At 74.2% G+C, this 17124-nt stretch carries 14 protein-coding genes; 3 read left to right on the top strand and 11 right to left on the bottom strand.

Annotated elements, in window-relative coordinates; translation table 11 throughout:
* Positions 1-1392: 1392 nt before the first annotated feature.
* From ACIQ9P_RS06175 to ACIQ9P_RS06155, 5 genes are all read right to left on the bottom strand, one after another.
* A complete protein-coding gene (locus ACIQ9P_RS06175) occupies positions 1393-2799 on the bottom strand; it encodes a family 2B encapsulin nanocompartment shell protein (RefSeq protein ID WP_402350484.1) in 1407 nt (468 codons plus the stop codon).
* Between the two features lie 626 nt (positions 2800-3425).
* Positions 3426-4346, bottom strand: a complete 921-nt coding sequence (locus tag ACIQ9P_RS06170; RefSeq protein ID WP_402350481.1) for a hypothetical protein — start codon at positions 4344-4346, stop codon at positions 3426-3428.
* A gap of 432 nt (positions 4347-4778) precedes the next feature.
* Complete coding sequence (locus ACIQ9P_RS06165) at positions 4779-5288, bottom strand: hypothetical protein (RefSeq protein WP_402350478.1); 510 nt, start codon at positions 5286-5288, stop codon at positions 4779-4781.
* A gap of 198 nt (positions 5289-5486) precedes the next feature.
* The gene (locus ACIQ9P_RS06160) at positions 5487-7187 is read right to left on the bottom strand and encodes an aminotransferase class I/II-fold pyridoxal phosphate-dependent enzyme (protein WP_402350475.1); all 1701 of its coding nucleotides are present in this window, start codon (positions 7185-7187) and stop codon (positions 5487-5489) included.
* A gap of 115 nt (positions 7188-7302) precedes the next feature.
* Complete coding sequence (locus ACIQ9P_RS06155; protein ID WP_402350472.1) at positions 7303-7590, bottom strand: hypothetical protein; 288 nt, start codon at positions 7588-7590, stop codon at positions 7303-7305.
* A 378-nt stretch (positions 7591-7968) separates the two neighbouring features.
* Between ACIQ9P_RS06155 and ACIQ9P_RS06150 the strand changes: the two genes are divergently transcribed.
* Positions 7969-8259 carry a chaplin gene (locus tag ACIQ9P_RS06150; protein WP_402350469.1) on the top strand — a complete coding sequence of 97 codons (291 nt, stop codon included), beginning with the start codon at positions 7969-7971 and terminating at the stop codon, positions 8257-8259.
* Between the two features lie 112 nt (positions 8260-8371).
* On the opposite strand, the gene ACIQ9P_RS06145 is transcribed toward ACIQ9P_RS06150, so the two are convergent.
* Positions 8372-8785 (bottom strand): universal stress protein, encoded by a 414-nt coding sequence (locus tag ACIQ9P_RS06145; protein WP_402351464.1) that lies wholly within the window; start codon positions 8783-8785, stop codon positions 8372-8374.
* 533 nt (positions 8786-9318) lie between these two features.
* Here ACIQ9P_RS06145 and ACIQ9P_RS06140 point away from each other — a divergent pair.
* Positions 9319-9708, top strand: coding sequence for a transglycosylase family protein (locus ACIQ9P_RS06140; protein WP_402350466.1), 390 nt, complete (start codon positions 9319-9321; stop codon positions 9706-9708).
* A gap of 136 nt (positions 9709-9844) precedes the next feature.
* On the opposite strand, the gene ACIQ9P_RS06135 is transcribed toward ACIQ9P_RS06140, so the two are convergent.
* Entirely contained in the window at positions 9845-10909 is a 1065-nt protein-coding gene (locus ACIQ9P_RS06135) for a trypsin-like serine peptidase (RefSeq protein ID WP_402350464.1), read from the bottom strand.
* 245 nt (positions 10910-11154) lie between these two features.
* On the opposite strand from ACIQ9P_RS06135, the gene ACIQ9P_RS06130 reads away from it, so the two are divergent.
* Positions 11155-11964, top strand: a complete 810-nt coding sequence (locus ACIQ9P_RS06130) for a DeoR/GlpR family DNA-binding transcription regulator (RefSeq protein WP_402350461.1) — start codon at positions 11155-11157, stop codon at positions 11962-11964.
* A 26-nt stretch (positions 11965-11990) separates the two neighbouring features.
* Here the strand turns inward: ACIQ9P_RS06130 and ACIQ9P_RS06125 are convergent, their stop codons facing one another.
* The 4 genes from ACIQ9P_RS06125 to ACIQ9P_RS06110 form a co-directional block, all read right to left on the bottom strand.
* A complete protein-coding gene (locus ACIQ9P_RS06125; RefSeq protein WP_402350458.1) occupies positions 11991-12962 on the bottom strand; it encodes a hypothetical protein in 972 nt (323 codons plus the stop codon).
* 212 nt (positions 12963-13174) lie between these two features.
* On the bottom strand, positions 13175-14221 hold the full coding sequence (locus tag ACIQ9P_RS06120) for an ABC transporter permease (RefSeq protein WP_402350455.1): 1047 nt from the start codon (positions 14219-14221) through the stop codon (positions 13175-13177).
* Positions 14218-15858, bottom strand: coding sequence for a sugar ABC transporter ATP-binding protein (locus tag ACIQ9P_RS06115; protein WP_402350452.1), 1641 nt, complete (start codon positions 15856-15858; stop codon positions 14218-14220). Before ACIQ9P_RS06115 ends, ACIQ9P_RS06120 begins: the two co-directional genes overlap by 4 nt.
* Positions 15851-16894, bottom strand: coding sequence for a substrate-binding domain-containing protein (locus ACIQ9P_RS06110; RefSeq protein WP_402350450.1), 1044 nt, complete (start codon positions 16892-16894; stop codon positions 15851-15853). The genes ACIQ9P_RS06115 and ACIQ9P_RS06110 overlap by 8 nt, the downstream gene beginning before the upstream one ends.
* Positions 16895-17124 lie beyond the last annotated feature (230 nt).

Genomic DNA, 17124 nt, shown 5'->3' with positions numbered 1-17124 from the left:
GAGTCGATCGGAATCAGTCGGACCAACAGGTCCGGACAGACAGGGCGGACAGGGCGGACGGACACAGGTCGAACTGCATCGCGCCGGCCCGTCGGAAACAGGAACACCCGGGCCGGCCAGGGCCCGGAAACGGGAAGGGCAGCCGGGGAAGAGCGGGGTAACGCGGGGCGGAGCGGCGTCAGGAGCCGCTCGAACCACCGGAACCACCGGCTCCACCGCGTCCTCCGGCCCGGCCCCGGCCGCCTCCCCCACCGCGCGGGCGCAGTGCCGCCACGGCGAGTACGGCGGGCACGGTGACCACCAGCATGGTCCGCGTCGGCGAGCTGCCGTGGTGCACGGGCGGCGCCGGCAGCGGCTGGGACTTCGGGACCGGCCGCAGCGTCGGGACCGGGCGCACCGGGCTCGGTACCGGGGACGCCGGGGTCGGCGTCGGGACCGGGGGCGGCGGTACGGGGGCGGCGGGTGCCGGGGGCGGGACGACCGGCGGGGACGGCCGCGGGCTCGCGGGTCTCGGCACGGGTGTCGGCGTCCGGGTGGGCGCGGGCGGCCGCGGCGACGCGGGCGGCGGGGTGGGCCGCGGCGTCGGGACCGGCGGTGCGGGCGGCACCGGAGCCGGGGTCGGCGGCGGCGTCGGAACCGGGGTGGGTGTGGGACCGGGCGTGACGGTCGGCGTGGGCGTCGGCGTCACCGTGGGGCTGGGGGTGGGTGTCGGAGTGGGCGTCGGCGAGGGCCGGGTGCTCGACGGCGTCGGCGTGGGTGTCGGCGTCGGGCAGGGGTGGTGGTGCGTCGGCCTCGGCGGCCAGGGCTTGGTGGGCCACGGCTTCGGGTGGTGCAGGATCCCGGAGAGGTCGACGCCCACGCCGACCTCCACCTCCACGTCCACCTCGGCGCCCGCGCCGTCCCGGCCCGCCCCGACCGACACGCTCGTGCCGGTGCGGACGCAGGTGTCGACGACCGGCCCGTGCGAGTGCCCACCGCTCGGGGCCGTCGAGGAGCGGGCGGAGGCCGAGCCGGTCAGCAGCGCGCAGAGCGCGACCACCCCGGCGGCCGCTCCGACCAGTCGAACCCTCCGCGCCCGCGGGTCGGCGTCCCCGGCGAGACCGGTTCCGGATAACTCGGCGCGGCCGCGGGGGGCGACGGCCGCCCGCGCCCGGTCCGCGGTCACGGTGCCCCGTCCATCGGTATCGGCCGGGGCGGCTGGTGCTGCGACATGGGCTCCATGCACCTCTCGTGTCGTCAGGAGGGCCGGCCCACGCCGTAAGAAGGGGGGCCGACACCGGACGGCCCGCCACAGAGGGCGGGCCGTCCGGCATCAGGTGAAACGATCATGCGCAGATCCGGTTACGGCCGGTCCGGGCCGACCTCGGGGGACGGCGGGCCCGGACCCGCGGCTCAGTGACGGCCGTGCGCGATCTCGACGTTCTCCAGGACACCGACGGCGTCCGGCACCAGGATCGCGGCCGAGTAGTAGGCGCTCACCAGGTAGGAGATGATCGCCTTCTCGTCGATGCCCATGAAGCGGACGGACAGGCCCGGCTGGTACTCGTCCGGCAGGCCGGTCTGGTGCAGGCCGATGACGCCCTGGTTGTCCTCGCCGGTCCGGATCACCAGGATGGAGCTGGTGTTCTCCTTGCTGATCGGGATCTTGTTGCAGGGCAGGATCGGCACACCGCGCCAGGCCGGCACCTGCTGGCCGCCGAGGTCGACGTGGTGCGGGTAGATCCCGCGCGCGTTCAGCTCACGGCCGATCGCGGCGATCGCCCGCGGGTGGGCGAGCAGGTAGTCGGGGTCGCGGCGGCGGCTGAGCAGCTCGTCGAGGTCGTCCGGGGTGGGCGGGCCGGAGTGGGTCTGGATCCGCTGGGCGAAGTCGGCGTTGTTGAGCAGGCCGAACTCCGGGTTGTTGACCAGCTCGTGCTCCTGGCGCTCGCGCAGCGCCTCGATGGTCAGCCGGAGCTGGTGCTCGATCTGGTTCATCGGCTGGTTGTAGAGGTCGGCGACCCGGGTGTGCACCTTGAGGATCGTCTGCGCGACGCTCAGCTCGTACTCGCGCGGCTTCAGCTCGTAGTCCACGAAGGCGCCCGGCAGCTGGTACTCGCCGTGGTGGCCGGCGGACATGGCGATCTCGGCCTCGCCGCGCTCGTTCTGGCGCTGGAGCGGCAGGGCGAGGAAGGCGGTGAGGTGCTCCTGGAGCGCCGGCGAGTTGTCCCGGATCTGCTCGAAGTCGCGGCGGGGAAGCGACAGCACCGTACCGGCGGTCACCGTCTTCGCGGTGAACTCCCAGACGGCTGCCTGGTCGAGCACGGACTGCTCGCCGAAACGGTCGCCGTCACCGAGCACGCCGACCACTGTCTCGTCACCGTACTTGCCGATGCCGATCTGGTTGATCTTGCCGTGGGCGATCAGGTAGATCCGGTCGGCCGCCTCGCCGCGCTCGGCGAGCACCTCGCCCGGGCCGAAGTCGCGCTGCTCGCAGCGGTCGGCCAGCGCGGTCAGCACCTCCTCGTCCTCGAAGCCGCGCAGCAGCGCCAGCTCGCCCAGCTCCTGCGGGATGACCCGGACCTCGGAACCGGTCTTGATGAACTCGACCCGGCCGTCACCGACGGTGTAGGTCAGTCGGCGGTTGACCCGGTAGGCGCCACCGGCGGCCTGCACCCAGGGCAGCACCTTGAGCAGCCAGCGGGAGGTGATCTCCTGCATCTGCGGCGCGGACTTGGTGGTGGTGGCGAGATTGCGGGCAGCGGCCGTCGTCAGGCTCGACTGCGCCACCTGCGGTGTCTCCGGGGCCGTCTCCACGGTCATCGGCAGGGTTCTCCATTCGTGTGATCAGTCACGCCGATCCGTCGCGCGACCGGCGGTGGCCGGGGCAGGTATCGACGGATCATCAGATACGCGTATCGGTGCGGGTGTTGACTGTCTTCGAGATGCGGGTGCGCCCGCTCGGGCGATCCATCGGAACCCTAGATCACCACCGCGCGAGCCATCCCGTACGACAACCGAGTGCCCCCCGATTGGGTGAATCTCTCCGATCGGAAGGTTTGAATCCGTGGCCCGCGCGCCGGTGGGCCGTCACGTTTCTGCGCATGCGAATCATCCAGACATAGGAACGATTCACTCCACCCGAACGGAGCAGCGCGGAGGCCCGCACCCCTGCCGGTGGGGCGCGGGCCCCGCGTACAGATGTTCGAGCTTCGAACAGAGTGCGAATCGGGGTGCCGGTCAGCCCGACACAGGTGCCGCCGCGGGTGCCGTCACCGACCCCGCCCCGGCGCCGGACCAGGGCCGAACCAGGACCGCCGGTCGAACGAGGCCGGCCTCAACTGATCGAACCAGGTGGCCCGTTCGTCGCGATGGGCGAAGCGCGGGCCACCCACCCGCCGGCCGAGCCGTCCACCGGCGGAGCGGTCCGCCGGCCGAGCGGTCCGGGGTCACCCCCCGGTGCCGTGCTCCGACCGGGCCGCGCGCCTCGCCGCCCGCAGGTTGCGCCGGTGCACGATCCACCACAGCGTGCCCACCGTGACGGACAGGACGATCAGGACCAGGGCCAGCACCGGCCAACGGCTGTCGGCGAGCCGGATGTCGGCCAGCAGCAGCCCGGCCACCGCCGCGACCGGGACGAGCAGGGCCGCCAGGGCCCGGCCCGTCGCGGCCACCACCCCGGGGTCCGCGCGGGCCCGGTGCAATCCGGGCCAGCCGGACGGGTCACCGCCGAAGTAGTGGGCCACCCCGCGGACCGCCAGCCGGTCGGTGGCCCAGGTGTAGGACAGCGCCATGTACGGGAGCCAGACCAGCGGGGCGACGGTCCCCATCAGGAGCACCAGGGCCAGCAGCGACCACTCCCCCGCCGACCGCCAGCGGGACGGCGGCGGGACGGCGTCCTCGCTGGTGATGCCGAGCAGCCGGGCCATCCGCCGGACCAGTTCCCAGGAGCCTCTGAGGCGGCCGGGCGACCGGGACGCGTCGGCGGGCTCCGGCCCCGCCGCGAGCGCCCGCTCGGCGGCGGCGAGGTCGGGGTGGGCGCCCTGGAGGACGAGCAGTTCGGGGGCACGGGCCCGGTCGGCCGGATCCTTCCCGGCGAGGGCGGCGAGCTCCAGCAGCAACTGCGCCTGGGCCAGCAGGGCGGTGCAGAAGGCGAACGGGATCAGCCAGAGGAACGGCCCGCCGACGAACGCGCCCTCGCTCTGGCTGACCAGCCGGGCGTGGTCGACGGCCCGTGCGGCGAGGTCGCCGGTCGTGGCCCCGGGGTGGGCCGCGCGCAGTGCCGCGACCCGGCGTGCGGCGCGGGGGCCGCGGTGGCGGACGGCGAAGACGGCGAGCAGCTCCGGCAGCCGGGCGGGGTGCGCCCGCATCGAGCGCACCAGCTCGGCGACGGGGGCACTCTGCTTCGCGGCCCCGGAGGAGGACGCGGACGACGCCGCGGGCGGGCGCGCGGCCCCCTGGCGCCCGGGGGGTTCCGGTCGTGCGGGGTCCGGGTGCTCGGGGTCCGCGTCTGTCCTCGGGGCCACGTCCGTCCCACCGCTCCGCCGCGCGCTCCGGCCGTGCCCGGACCGGCGTCCGACCGCTCGCGTCCGATCGCTCGCGTCCGTCCGCTCACCCGGGCCTTCCTCCACCCTAGGCCCCGCCCTCGGGCTCCCGCCTGCCGGACGGGCGGGAGCGGCGGGCGGGAGCAGCGGGCGGGAACGGCGAAGGCCCCGCCAGGTGCCGGTACGGGGGGATGATCGGCACCTGGCGGGGAGCGGGCCGGCCGCCGGTCGGCCGCACGGCCCGGCTTCGGGAGCGGTTCAGGAGCAGGTGACCTCGTTGCCGGGGACCTGGAAGATGCCGGAGTCGTTGGCCGCACCGGCGGCGTACTCGTAGTAGAGGTACGTGTAGAAGTCGATCCGGGCGCCGTTGCCGCAGACCGAGTCGGCGCCGATGGTGTACGTCAGGGTGACGGTGGTGGTGGCACCGGCGGCGACCGGGACGGAGTGGTGGACCAGGCCGCCGGTGGCACCGGTGTCACAGGAGGTGACGCCGCCGCCGCAGGAGGAGAAGGCGTACTTCAGGCCGGTGTTCAGGGTGGTGCCGTAGGTCGGCTGGATCGACTCGTAGACGAAGTACGCGGAGGTGTCGTGCGGGTTGGTCAGGGTCAGCGTCAGGGTGACGTCCGAGCCGGGGGTGGCCGTCGTCCTGTCGACGGAGACCGAGAGCAACGGGGTGGCCGCGTGGGCGGGGGTGGCCGACAGCAGCAGGCCGAGGAGGAGGGCGAGGATCGCGGGCAGGCCGAGACGGCTCAGAAATGAAGTGCGCATGACCAAAGAGCGTAGGCGGCCGTGCGCGCGCCGTGGGCCGCCTCCGCACCGGCCCGTACCGGCATATGACAGGGGAGCGGACACTCCGGACCATTACCTCCCGGTTCCGCCCGCCCGCCGGCATCCGGCGCCCTACCCTCCGCGTCCCGTCCTCCGCACCCGGCATCCTCCCCTCCCCCGGACCCGCCGCCCCGGGTCTCAGAGCGGCGGCGGCAGAATGGCGCAGAGCGCCTCCAGTGCCGCCGGGTAGCCGTGGTCCGGCGGGGTCGCGTAGCCCACGACCAGGCCGTCCGTCGCCGGCATCGCCGCCGCCGCGAGCAGCGGGTGCCGGTAGTCGGCCAGGCCGTCCAGGACCAGCCCCCGGTAGGCGGCGGCCTTGAGCACCGAGCGCTCCGTCCCGGGCGCGAGCCGTAGCACCGCGTGCAGCCCGGCCGCGATCCCGGTGACCTCGATGTGCGGGGCGTGCTCGGCCAGCGCGCCGACCAACCGGTCCCGGCGGTCGCGGTAGCGGCGGCGCATCCGCCGGACGTGCCGGTCGTAGCCACCGGAGTCGATGAACTCGGCGAGGGTCAGCTGGTCCAGGGCACTGGCCCACGCCTCCCGCTCGCCCTTCGCGGCGAGCACCCGGTCCACCAGATGGTCGGGGAGCACCATCCAGCCGAGCCGCAGCGCGGGGCTGAGGCTCTTGCTCGCCGTCCCCAGGTAGACCACCCGCTCCGGGTCCAGACCCTGGAGCGCGCCGACCGGCTGCCGGTCGTAGCGGAACTCGCCGTCGTAGTCGTCCTCCAGCACCAGCCCGCCGCGCCCGCGCGCCCAGTCGACCACCGCCGCGCGGCGGCCCGGGTGCAGCGGTCCGCCGGTCGGGAACTGGTGGGCGGGGGTGAGCAGCACCGTGCGGAGCTCCGGATCCTCCGCGAGCCCGTCCACCCGGGCGCCGTGCTCGTCCAGCGGGAGCGGGCGGGTGGTGGCCCCGGCGGCGGCCAGCAGCCCGCGGTGGAAGGCCAGTCCGTAACCCTCGACGGCGAGCGGTCCGGCCGTCCGGGCCGGGAGGACGGCGCGCGGGCCGTCGAACAGCAGCCGCAGGGCGTGCGCGAAGCCGGAGCAGACCACGATCCGGTCCGGGTCGGTGCGGACGCCGCGGGCCCGGGCGAGGTAGTCGGCGAGGACTTCCCGAAGTTCGCGCCGGCCCTGCGGGTCGCCGGGTCCGAACGCCTCGTTGGGCGCGGCGGTGAGTGCGCGGCGCCCGGCGGCGAGCCAGGCGGCGCGCGGGAAGGCGGCGGCGTCGGGCTGGCCCTGCCGCAGGTCGTGGGCCGGGCGCGGCGGGCGGGAGGAGCGGCGGGCCCGGGTCGGGGGTACGGGTTCGGCCCGTTCGGCGACGGTGGTGCCGGAGCCCTGACGGGCGGTGAGCCAGCCCTCGGCGACCAGCTCGGCGTAGGCGTCGGCGGCGGTGTTGCGGGCGATGCCGAGGTCCGCGGCGAGCGCGCGATAGGGCGGCAGCCGGGTGCCCGGGGCGAGCCGGCCGCTGCGGATCGCCTCGCGCAGGGCGTCCATCAGGGCGGCCCGGCGGCTGCCGGCGGCGGGCAGGTCGAGGTGGAGGTCGGTCCCGGCGGGCGCGGCGGCCGCCGCCGCGCTCGCGGCATCCGCAGCCGCTGCGGCTTCGGCGAGTTCGGTGGGCCCGGTGGGCTCTGCCGGCTCCGCGGCCTCGGCGGTGGAGCGCTCGGGGGGCCGGGCGGCGGTGGGCCGGAGGCCGGCGGGGCGGGTGGCGGCGGTGGCGTTCCCGTCGTCCGGCCGGGTGGTGCCCGGCCGGTGGCCCCGCCGGCCGGCCGGGCGCGGTGCCTCGGCTGCTCCGGCGGGGCTGCGGCGGGGTGTCCGGGGCGGATCGACCGAAGTGTCCGTCATGGTCACGCAGCCTAGCGCCGCGCCCCGGTGGCCCCGGGGCCGGGCCCTGCGCCCCGGGAGGGCCGCTCCGGTCCGGCGCCGGTCCGACATCGGTCCGGCTCCGCACCGGCGCCGGTCAGTCGATGCGGATCGAGCTGACGATGAACGAGCGCACGTCGTTGCGGGTGCGCTCGGCGAGCGCCGAGTCGGTGGAACAGGCGCTGACGGTCAGCCAGACGTTCCCGGACTGCGGGACGCAGACGACGATGGCGATCACGTCCGCGTTGCCGCCGATCACCTGGTAGTCGCCGTCGCCCGCGAGGTCCCAGACCTGGAAGCCCTGGCGCAGCAGCGCGGTCTGGGCCAGGCCGAGGCAGTCGCCGAGGGTGTCGTTCTTGGTGAAGGTGCCCCAGTGTGCGTACATACGGGTCTCCCGTTCGTGCCGTGGTGGCGGCCGCCGCCGAAGTGGTGCGACCCCGGTGGCGGCCGTACGTCGAGAGTCGGGGAGCGGCTGTCCCGGACGCACGGGGCCGGGGTCCTGTTCCGGCCCGACTCCCGGGCCGGGACAACATCCGGGACGACACGGCGGCAGGGCGGGAACGCGGGCGCGGGGAGCACGGCCGCGGGAGGTCGGATCGCTTCCCGGGGAGCGGGGCCGCACCACAGTGGCGGCCGGACCGCCCCTCCGGTGCGCCGGCCGGGCGGCGGGACTCCTGCATCGGTGTGCGGTTCCGCCTGCGATCGGGTGACCCTGTGGTCGGATTATGTCGTCATAGGCGTGTCGACTGGCTATTCCTTCGCCATGACCAACTCCAGGAAGTACCTGCTCGCCGCCGGCCTCAGCGCCGCGCTGGCCGTCCTCTCCGCCGGTCCCGCCTTCGCGGTCGACTGCGACACCCCGGTGCACCACGCCCCGACCGCCCCGATCCACACCGGCTTCCCGGGCGGCGGCGGCAACGTCTGCATCAACGAGGGCGGCGCCTACGCCAGCGGCATCGTGGCCAACTCCCCGGGTGTGCTGTCCGGCAACCAGATCCAGATCCCGATCAACATCCAGACCAACATCTGCGGCAACGGCCTCTCCATTCTCTGACCGGTGCCCGGCGCGCGCCCGGGCGGTCCGCCCGGCGCCCTGGCACCGACAGCACGAGGGCGGTGACCCGACACCCGTCGGGGTCACCGCCCTCGTTCCTCGCTCTCCCCGGCTACGGCACCACGGTGACCGGCCAGCGGCCCGCCTTGACCAGCCGCACCGCGACCGAGCCGATCACCCGGTGCCCGGCCTGCTCGGAGGCGCCGACGACCACCGCGTCCGCCCGCAGCTCGTCCGCCAACCTGGCCAGGCCGGTGAAGGGGTCGCCGCGCACGGTGAGGAAGCGCCAGTCCACCCGCCACACGTCGCGCAGCCGGTGCTCGGCCTCCCGGAGCGCGTCCAGCAGCTCGTCGGCGATCTCCTGGGTGGTCTCCTCGACGGCCGCGCCGGCGAGCGCGGTGGCCGCGCCCAGCACCGGCTGGATGTACGCGACCGCCAGGGTGGCGTTCTGCCGCCGGGCGAGGCCCGCCGCGTAGGCGGTCGCCCGCCAGGAGGAATCCGAGCCGTCCAGGCCCGCCACGATCATCCTGGGTCCGTCGGTCCCCAGCTCGAACCCGGACGGCGCCACGGCCGCGCCCGGCTGCTCGGCTCCGTCGGGGGCCGCCGCCTGCTCCGCATCGCTCTCATTGCTCATGGCCCGAGGCTATGCCGGACACGGCGGGTGACCGAAGGGGGCACGGCCCGTGAGGGCTGTGGTCCGGGCCACCCGGGTGGGGGTCGTGCCGTCACCGGTGGTGCGGGCGGCCGTCACGGGGTGTCGAGGATGTGCGCGGGCTCACGGGGGGAGGGGTGTGGGCTGGGCCACCTTCGGCCATCTTCGATCTTGAAAATCGGGGCATTTGCCTTCAAAACAACCCATTCTCATGATCCATACCAGCGGTAACCCCCCACTGACGTGCCCGAACCTGCGAATCCTTGAAACACCACCCCCACCCCCGTAACTTCGAATGCGTCGCACCGAACGAGCACACGCTCACCAGGAACGCCGTGCGAGCCCCGCGAAACCACAAGCCCCCAGGGCCTGGTTCCGCACGCCCGCACACCTCCGAAAGGAACCGCATGACCTTCCGTAACGAGACCGCCACCGCCACCACCGCCACCAAGCGCCGCAACCGCGTCCGGACGGCACTGATGGCCGGGGCGGTCCTCGCCCTGCCCGTGGCCGGCCTCGTCACGGCGAACGCCGCCTCCGCCGCCCCCGCCACCGTCTGGGACAAGGTCGCGGCCTGCGAGGCCACCGGCAACTGGGCGATCAACTCCGGCAACGGCTTCTACGGCGGCCTCCAGTTCACCCCCTCCACCTGGGCCGCCTTCGGCGGCACCGCCTACGCCCCCCAGGCCCACCAGGCCACCAAGGCCCAGCAGATCTCCGTCGGCGAGAAGGTCCTCGCCGCCCAGGGCCCCGGCGCCTGGCCCGTCTGCTCCGTCAAGGCCGGCCTCACCAAGTAACACCCCCGCCCCTCCCCACCACGAGGGGCACACCACGACACACGCCGCTGACACCCGACCACCCCCACCCCAGGGGAACAGTCCGGTGCCAGCGGCGTCGTGCATTCCCGGACCGGACCAGCCGGACCGGACCGGGTCACACCGCCCGGTCGCGCGCCCAGTCGTAGAGACGGTGCGCGCCGTCACCGAGGCGGGTCGCGTAGAGCGTGCCGGCGCTGCCGCCCGCGAGTTCCTCGGTCGTGGTGGTGACACCCACGACCGTGCCGGTTCCCGTCCGGGGGTCGAAGCCGGTGAGGTGGGGGCCTCCGCTCGCCCCGTGCGACATGTCGCAGGACTCGCCCCACAGCAGCGGCGCCGCCGGACCGGGACGGGCGGATCCGGCGCAGTGGATCACGCGCGAACCGGTGTACCTGCCGGCGGGATCGTTGAGCCGGTCCTTCGGATACCCGAAGGTGTCGACGAACTCGCCCGCCACCGGCCGGGTGAACGCGATCCGCTGGCTACCGGTGACCTCGGCGACCCGCCGCCCGTCGGCCGAACGGTTCAGCACCAGCATCCCGGTGTCGTGGCCGGCCGCGGCGACGGCGTCCGAGCCGGTGCCGCCCGCTTCGGCGTCCCAGTGGGAGGACGTGGCCATGCTCCGGACGCTGAAGCCGCCGAGCGGCTTGGTGCCGTTGCGGTAGCCCGGGACGAAGTACAGGTTGTGGCGCCAGGTGTCATCGGCGGCGGGGGACCCGACGCCCCGCAGGCAGTGCGCCGCGGTGACGACGGTGCTGCGGTTCGCGGCGGTGACGACCGTGGCGGTGCAGCTGCCGTCGTAGCCGTCGGAGAAGGTGAAGAACAGCCGGCCCACGCTGCGGTCCACCGCTCCGCCGTGGGTCCAGACGGTCCCCGGGTCAGGGGTGCCGACGGGCAGCGGCCGGGGGTCGTCGGGCGTGTGGTCGTCCTCCGGCACGGGCGTGATCTCGGGGACGAGGGCGCCCGCGAGCCGCATCCGGTCGGGGGTCCAGTAGGCGTCGATCCGGTCGCGCTCCTCGGTGGTCGTGGCGCCGGCGCGCACCGTGACGGATCCGCGGTCCGCGGCGACCGCCGCGGTCGGCAGCAGCGCCGCCGGGGTCGCGCTCAGCAGCAGGGCCGCCAGGGCGGCGCGCCCGCGCGTCAGGGTTCGGTCGGTGGCAGGGGTTCCAGGTGTCTTGGACATGGGCGGGACGCTAGCCGCGCCGCATCAGGCTTCTGTGTGGACGGCGTCGCGGCCACCCGTCGATCGGGTCAGGATCCGGTAAAGGGGTCTCGGTCGCGTATCGGCGCACCCGCACCGGCCGGAACCCGGCGGCCGGAACCGGACTCGGCACCCGGACTCGGGCTCGACGTCGGGCGTATGCGGTGGGCCAGTATCCTTTACGGACTGTCGGGTCCGATGGAACACCAGCACGAGGGAGCGCATCCGTGGCGGACACCGGGCTGTTGGCCCACCAGCGGCAAGCGCTGATCGCCGAGATGGTGCGCCGCAGCGGGGCCGTGCGCGTCGCCGAACTGGTCGACCACCTCGGCGTCTCGGACATGACCGTGCGGCGCGACCTCGACGCCCTGGAGCGTTCCGGCGTGGTGAAGAAGGTGCACGGCGGCGCCGTCGCCGCCTCCGGCACCGCCATCGACGAACCGGGCTTCGAGGCCAAGTCCGGCCTGGAGTCGGCCGCGAAGGCCGCGGTGGCCGAGGCCGCCGCCACCCTGGTGGAGCCCGGCAGTGTGGTCGCCGTCGCCGCGGGCACCACCACCTACGCGGTCGCGGCCCGGCTGCTGCACATCCCGCGCCTGACCGTGGTCACCAACTCGCTGCCGGTCGCGGAGCTGATCCGCTCGGCCGGGGACGAGCACGGGACGGGCGCGCCCTCGCTGCTGCTGACCGGCGGCTCGCCCACGCCCTCGGCCGCGCTGGTCGGGCCGCTGGCCGACCAGGCCGTCCGCTCGCTCCACGTCGATCTGCTGATCCTGGGCGCCCACGGGGTCTCCGAGAAGTCCGGTCTGACCACGCCCAACCTCGCGGAGGCGCAGACCAACCGGGCGCTGGTCGCCTCCGCGCGCCGGGTCGCCGTCGTCGCCGACCACACCAAGTGGGGCGTGGTCGCGCTCAGCGGCTTCGCCACGCTCGACGAGATCGATGTGTTCGTCACCGACTCGGCGCTCAACGCCCAGGCCCGGGCCGCCCTGACCGAAGCCGTCGGGGAGCTCGTCGTCGCTCCGGTCGCCGAAGCCTGACGGGCCCGTACCCCTGGTCGGCCGGGTCAGTAGCCGCCGAACCCGCCGTAGGAGTGGCCGCCGCTGAAACCGCCGGTTCCTCCCATGCCGGTGCCGCCGTAGCCCGGCCCGCGGCTCTGGAGGCGGCGGCGCGCCTCCGGTGACAGGAAGTACGGCCGGGGACCGTCCGGCCCGGCCGACCAGCTCCCGCCGGCGAGGTCCTGCCACCACTCCAGGAAGGTGACGGGCACCGCCCTCGCCCGGCACTCCTCCTCGGTCGCCACCCTGGCGCCCTCGTCCCACCCGACCTCGACCGGGCTCTCGGCCGACCGGTTCAAGGCATTCAGCGCGTCCGCCAACTCCCTGGCGGTCAGCGGCTCCTGGCTGCCGTCCTCGGCCTCCGGCCAGCCGTCGGGCCGGGACAGGTCGACCCGCCGGACCCGCACCGGCTCCCCCGCCGCGCCCTCCCGGTACTCCCACACCCGGTGGCCGGCCAGCTCGTCCAGGACCGCCCGGCGGTGCCGCTCGGCCCGGAACGCGGCCACCCGGGCCTCCTCGCGGACCACCCGCTCCGCCTCCACCCGCAGGGCGATCTCCTCCAGCACCGGCCGGTACTCCTGGACGGCCCGCCCCACCTCCAGCGCCAGGACCTGCTGGGCACGGGCCGACCGTTCGGCGACCCTCCGCTCCCACCCCGGCCAGCGGCGCGGCCGGCCGATGCCCCAGCGGACTCCCCGGCCGGTGGCGAGGTCGATCTCGATCCTGGTGCCGCCGTGCGCCCAGTAGAAGTCCTCCAGTGCCCGCGACAACCGGTCCAGGCAGGCCAGCGCGGCCGACTCCCATCGCTCGTGCTCGGCCGGCGTGCAGGGCAGCGGCTCACCCCGCCCGTCCAGGATCCGGTAGACCTCCACCCGCTCCGGCAGCACCACCGCGGGGTCCGGGCGGAATCTCGTCCCGCCGATGGCGGCCACGTCGAGCCGTACCCGGTCCAGCGACACCCCGGTCCACTTCGTGGTCACCGCTGCGCCCTCCCGTCCTGTTGACGGGCGGTGAGCCGCCGGACGCCGCCGGACCACCCCTGACGGCCCGCCCTGGCGGTCACCCACCACGACGGGTCACCTGCCCGCCGACCCCGCCCCGTACACGCCCGATCCGTACCGGACGGAGGCGGCAGGCGGCGGACGGAGGCGCACGGCGGCGCGGGGCCGGGGTACGGGCGCGCGGCGGACGGCTACCCGGGCAGGCCGACGGCCCGTTCGCCGGAGCGGGACTGCTGGATCACCACCGCGACCACCAGCAGCGAGCCCTGGGCGACGTTCTGCCAGAAGGAGTTGATGCCCTCGACGGTGAGGCCGTTCTCCAGCGCGCCGAGCAGCGCCACCGCCAGCAGGGTGCCGCCGATACCGCCCTTGCCGCCCTTGAGCGCGCAGCCGCCGAGGGCCGCCGCGGTGATCGCCTTGAGCTCCAGGCCCTCGCTGCCGGAGACCGGCTGCCCGGAGCCGGTGCGGGCGGTGAGCAGGATGCCGGCGACGGCGGCGACCGCGCCGATCAGGGCGTACACGGCGACCAGGTACTTGTTGATGTTGATCCCGGCCAACCGGGCGGCGGTGTCGTTGCCGCCGATCGCGTAGAGGTTGCGGCCGAGATCGGTGTACTTCAGCAGGACGTGCACCGCGAGCGCGACCACGATCAGGATCCACACCATCACCGGCAGCCCGGCGATCCTGCCCCGGCCGAGGAACACGAACACCGGGTCGCCCAGGACGTAGCCCTGCGCCCTTCCGTCGGAGACGAGTTGGGCGACGCCCTTGTAGGCGGCGAGGCCGGCCAGGGTGGCGATGGTGGCGTTGACCCGGCCGAAGACGATCACCAGGCCGTTGACGGTACCGACCAGGACACCGACGGCCACCGCGGCCGCCATTCCGGCGAAGGCGTTCGACCCGGCCGAGGTGAAGGCCATCGCGCTGACCACCGAGGCCAGACCCGCCTGCGAGCCGACCGAGATGTCCAGGCCGCCGCAGATGATCACCACGGTCTGAACCACGGCGAGCAGGCCGGTGATGGTCGCGGCCTCGGCGATCACCTGCACATTGGTCCAGCTGAGGTAGTTCTCGTTGAGCGAGCCGAAGACGGTGAGCACCAGGGCGAGGGCGCCGAGCAGGCTGAGGTTCTGGCCGCCGAGGGCGGCCAGAACGGCGAGCGGACGGCCGCTCCCGCGCGCGGACCGGCCGGGCGGCGCGGGCCGGTCGACGGCGGGCGGGGTGGTGGCGCTGGTCATGGGGCTGCTCCCGGGGGCGTCGTACGGGTGATGTCGTCGGCCATCGCGAGTTGGAGGACGGCCTCCTCGGTGGCGTCGGCGCGGTCCAGCTCGCCGGTGACCCGCCCGCCCTGCATGACCACGATCCGGTCGGCCAGGCCGAGGACCTCGGGCAGTTCGGAGGAGATGACCAGCAGGGCGACGCCCTCCTCGGCCAGGTCCGCGACGATGCGGTAGATCTCCGCCTTGGCGCCGATGTCGATGCCGCGGGTGGGTTCGTCGAGGATCAGCAGTTTGGGGCGCCGGGCCAGCCAGCGGGCCAGGACGACCTTCTGCTGGTTGCCGCCGGACAGTTTGCGGACCTCGTGCTCGATCGAGGGGGTCCGCACCCGCAGCCGGCCCGCGTACTCGGCGGCCAGCTCGCGTTCGGCGCCGCGCCGGACGAAGCGCCAGCGGCGCAGCCGTTCGAGTACCGCGATCGAGGTGTTGTCGCGGACCGAGCGGTGCAGGAACAGCGCCTGGGCCTTGCGCTCCTCGGGGGCGAGGCCGAGGCCGGCCCGGATCACCCGGCCGGGGTGGCCGAACGGCAGTGGCTCGCCGTCGAGGGTGACGGAGCCGGAGCGGACCGGGAGGTCTCCGGCGAGCGCGAGGGCGAGTTCGGAGCGGCCGGCGCCGATGAGCCCGGCCAGGCCGACCACCTCGCCGGCCCGGACGGTCAGGTCGACGTCGCGGACGTGGTCGGTGGTGAGACCCCTGGCCTCCAGGACGACCCGGTCGGTGGCGACGTTGGCGCGGGTGAACACGGCGGAGAGGTCGCGGCCGACCATCTGTCGGACGAGTTCGGCCTCGCCGGTGTCGCGGGCGTCCTGGACGCCGACCAGCGCGCCGTCGCGCAGGACGGCGATCCGGTCGGCGAGGCGGAAGATCTCCCGCATCCGGTGGGAGACGTAGACGACCGCGATGCCCCGCTCGCGGAGCCGCCCGATCAGCGCGAACAGGGCGTCCACCTCCTGCTCGGACAGCGAGGAGGTGGGCTCGTCGAAGGCGATCAGCTTGGCCTCGCCGGTGAGCGCGCGCAGGATCTCGACCAACTGCCTTTGTGCGGGGGTGAGTCGGGAGCCGAGCAGGTCGGGGTCGAGGACCCCGGCGAAGCCGAGCCGCTCCAGGTCGGCGGTGATCCGGCGGCGCAGCTCGGCCCGGTCGAGCCGACGGCCGCGGCCGGTGGGGAGGGCGCCGGCGTAGACGTTCTCGGCGACCGAGACGTGCGGGACGATCTCGGGTTCCTGCGGGACGATCCGGATGCCGAGGGCGCGGGCCTGGGCGGGGGAACGCAGGTCGACGGGGCGGCCGTCGAGCAGGACGTGTCCCTCGGTGGGCTGGTGGTCACCGGTGAGGATCTTCAGCAGGGTGGACTTTCCGGCGCCGTTCTCGCCCATCAGCGCGGTGACCGCGCCGCGGGGGAAGTCGAGGGTGACGCCGGTGAGGGCCCGGACGCCGCCGAAGGTCTTGGTGACGGCCGCGACGCCGGTGACGCCGGTGACCGCGGTGGCGCCGGCCGCTTGCGCGGCGGCCGGCGTCCGGGGCTCCGGCGTCGGTCGGCCCGGAGCCCGGGAGCCCGGTGTCCGGGGGTCCGGCCGGGGGGAGGCCAGGTCAGCCACAGGTGACGCCCGCGCTCTGCCAAGTGGCCGCGTCGACCATGGTGGTGGGGGCGAACTGCTCGGCCGGCAGGTCCTTGCCGTTCTTGAGCCTGTCGACCATGCTCTGGACCGCGAGCGCGCCGACCTCCTTGCCGTTGATGAACAGCGCCGCCTTCATCCCGGTCGGCTTGCCGCCGCTCCAGTCCTTGCAGGCGAGGTAGGCGCCGAGACCGATGCCGATCACGTTGTCGGCGCCGACGCCGGCGTTCTGGAGGGCGGTGACGCCGCCGTGCACGTTCTCGTCGTTGCAGCCCCACACCACCCAGTGCTTGACGCCGGCGTTGGCGGTGATGGTCGCGGCGACCTTGTCCTGCGCGCCGGTGGGGGTGTTGTCGGTGGCGACGTCGATGTTCTGGACGCCGGGGACGGCCGCGTCGAACGCCTGCTTCGCGCCCTTGACGCGGTCCCCGCAGACGGTGACGTCCTGCTTCCAGGCCGAGATCACCCGGGTGTCGGCGGCCGTCCAGCCGGCCTTGGTGTACTCGGCGGCGGCGCGCTTGCCGACCTCGGCGCCCATCTGGGCGCCGCTGAAACCGACCCGGGGCACCAGGTCGGTCCTGGCGCAGACGGCGGGGTCGGGGCCGGTGGCGCAGACCTGGTCGTCGGAGGTGAGCAGGGCGATCTTCGCGTCCTTGGCGGTCTGTACGACCTGCGGGCCGACGGCCGGGTCCGGGACGACGATGATGACGCCGTTGGTCTTCTGCGCGACGGCGGCCTGGACCTCGCTGACGGTCTTGTTGGCGTCGTTGCCGAGGTTCACCACCTTGAGGTCGACGCCGAGTTCGGCGGCCTTCGCCTTCGCCCCGGCGGCCTCGCCGATGAAGTACTCCTGGTCCCCCTGTTTCTGCAGGTAGGTGATCGAGATCTTCCCGCTGACCGGGGCCACCGAGGCGTTGGCGCCAGTGGTGTCCTGACCGTCGGAGCAGGCGGCGACCAGACCGAGGGAGAGCAGGAGAGAACCTGCCGCGGCAGCGCGGCGGTGGGTGCTTCGGATCATGGAGGGGACTACTCCTCATCAGCAGAACCAAACACATTCAAACGCGATGTGAAATATCACACCTCGCCCTGACGGGCCGTCAAGTAGCGTTCGCCGCCGAGATCAAGTCGTGACACGCCATATGGGACAAGTAATGACAACGGCCTCCATGACCCGCACGCCCTCTTGAGCGACGGCTTCAGCCGTGTCTATGCTGCGTTGCTTTCTGTTCGAAAAACAGACAGAAAGCA

Origin of the sequence: Kitasatospora sp. NPDC094019 (assembly GCF_044764505.1) — a bacterium.
In the GTDB taxonomy this organism is placed as follows: Bacteria; Actinomycetota; Actinomycetes; order Streptomycetales; family Streptomycetaceae; genus Kitasatospora.
This window is presented reverse-complemented; position numbering and strand designations above follow the sequence as displayed.

Bases quoted from the DNA above. Each gene is read 5' to 3' on its own strand.
- ACIQ9P_RS06175 (WP_402350484.1), bottom strand. From the start codon at position 2,799: ATGACCGTGGAGACGGCCCCGGAGACACCGCAGGTGGCGCAGTCGAGC.
- ACIQ9P_RS06170 (WP_402350481.1), bottom strand. From the start codon at position 4,346: ATGCGGGCGCACCCCGCCCGGCTGCCGGAGCTGCTCGCCGTCTTCGCC.
- ACIQ9P_RS06165 (WP_402350478.1), bottom strand. From the start codon at position 5,288: ATGCGCACTTCATTTCTGAGCCGTCTCGGCCTGCCCGCGATCCTCGCC.
- ACIQ9P_RS06160 (WP_402350475.1), bottom strand. From the start codon at position 7,187: ATGACGGACACTTCGGTCGATCCGCCCCGGACACCCCGCCGCAGCCCC.
- ACIQ9P_RS06155 (WP_402350472.1), bottom strand. From the start codon at position 7,590: ATGTACGCACACTGGGGCACCTTCACCAAGAACGACACCCTCGGCGAC.
- ACIQ9P_RS06150 (WP_402350469.1), top strand. From the start codon at position 7,969: ATGACCAACTCCAGGAAGTACCTGCTCGCCGCCGGCCTCAGCGCCGCG.
- ACIQ9P_RS06145 (WP_402351464.1), bottom strand. From the start codon at position 8,785: ATGATCGTGGCGGGCCTGGACGGCTCGGATTCCTCCTGGCGGGCGACC.
- ACIQ9P_RS06140 (WP_402350466.1), top strand. From the start codon at position 9,319: ATGACCTTCCGTAACGAGACCGCCACCGCCACCACCGCCACCAAGCGC.
- ACIQ9P_RS06135 (WP_402350464.1), bottom strand. From the start codon at position 10,909: ATGTCCAAGACACCTGGAACCCCTGCCACCGACCGAACCCTGACGCGC.
- ACIQ9P_RS06120 (WP_402350455.1), bottom strand. From the start codon at position 14,221: ATGACCAGCGCCACCACCCCGCCCGCCGTCGACCGGCCCGCGCCGCCC.
- ACIQ9P_RS06110 (WP_402350450.1), bottom strand. From the start codon at position 16,894: ATGATCCGAAGCACCCACCGCCGCGCTGCCGCGGCAGGTTCTCTCCTG.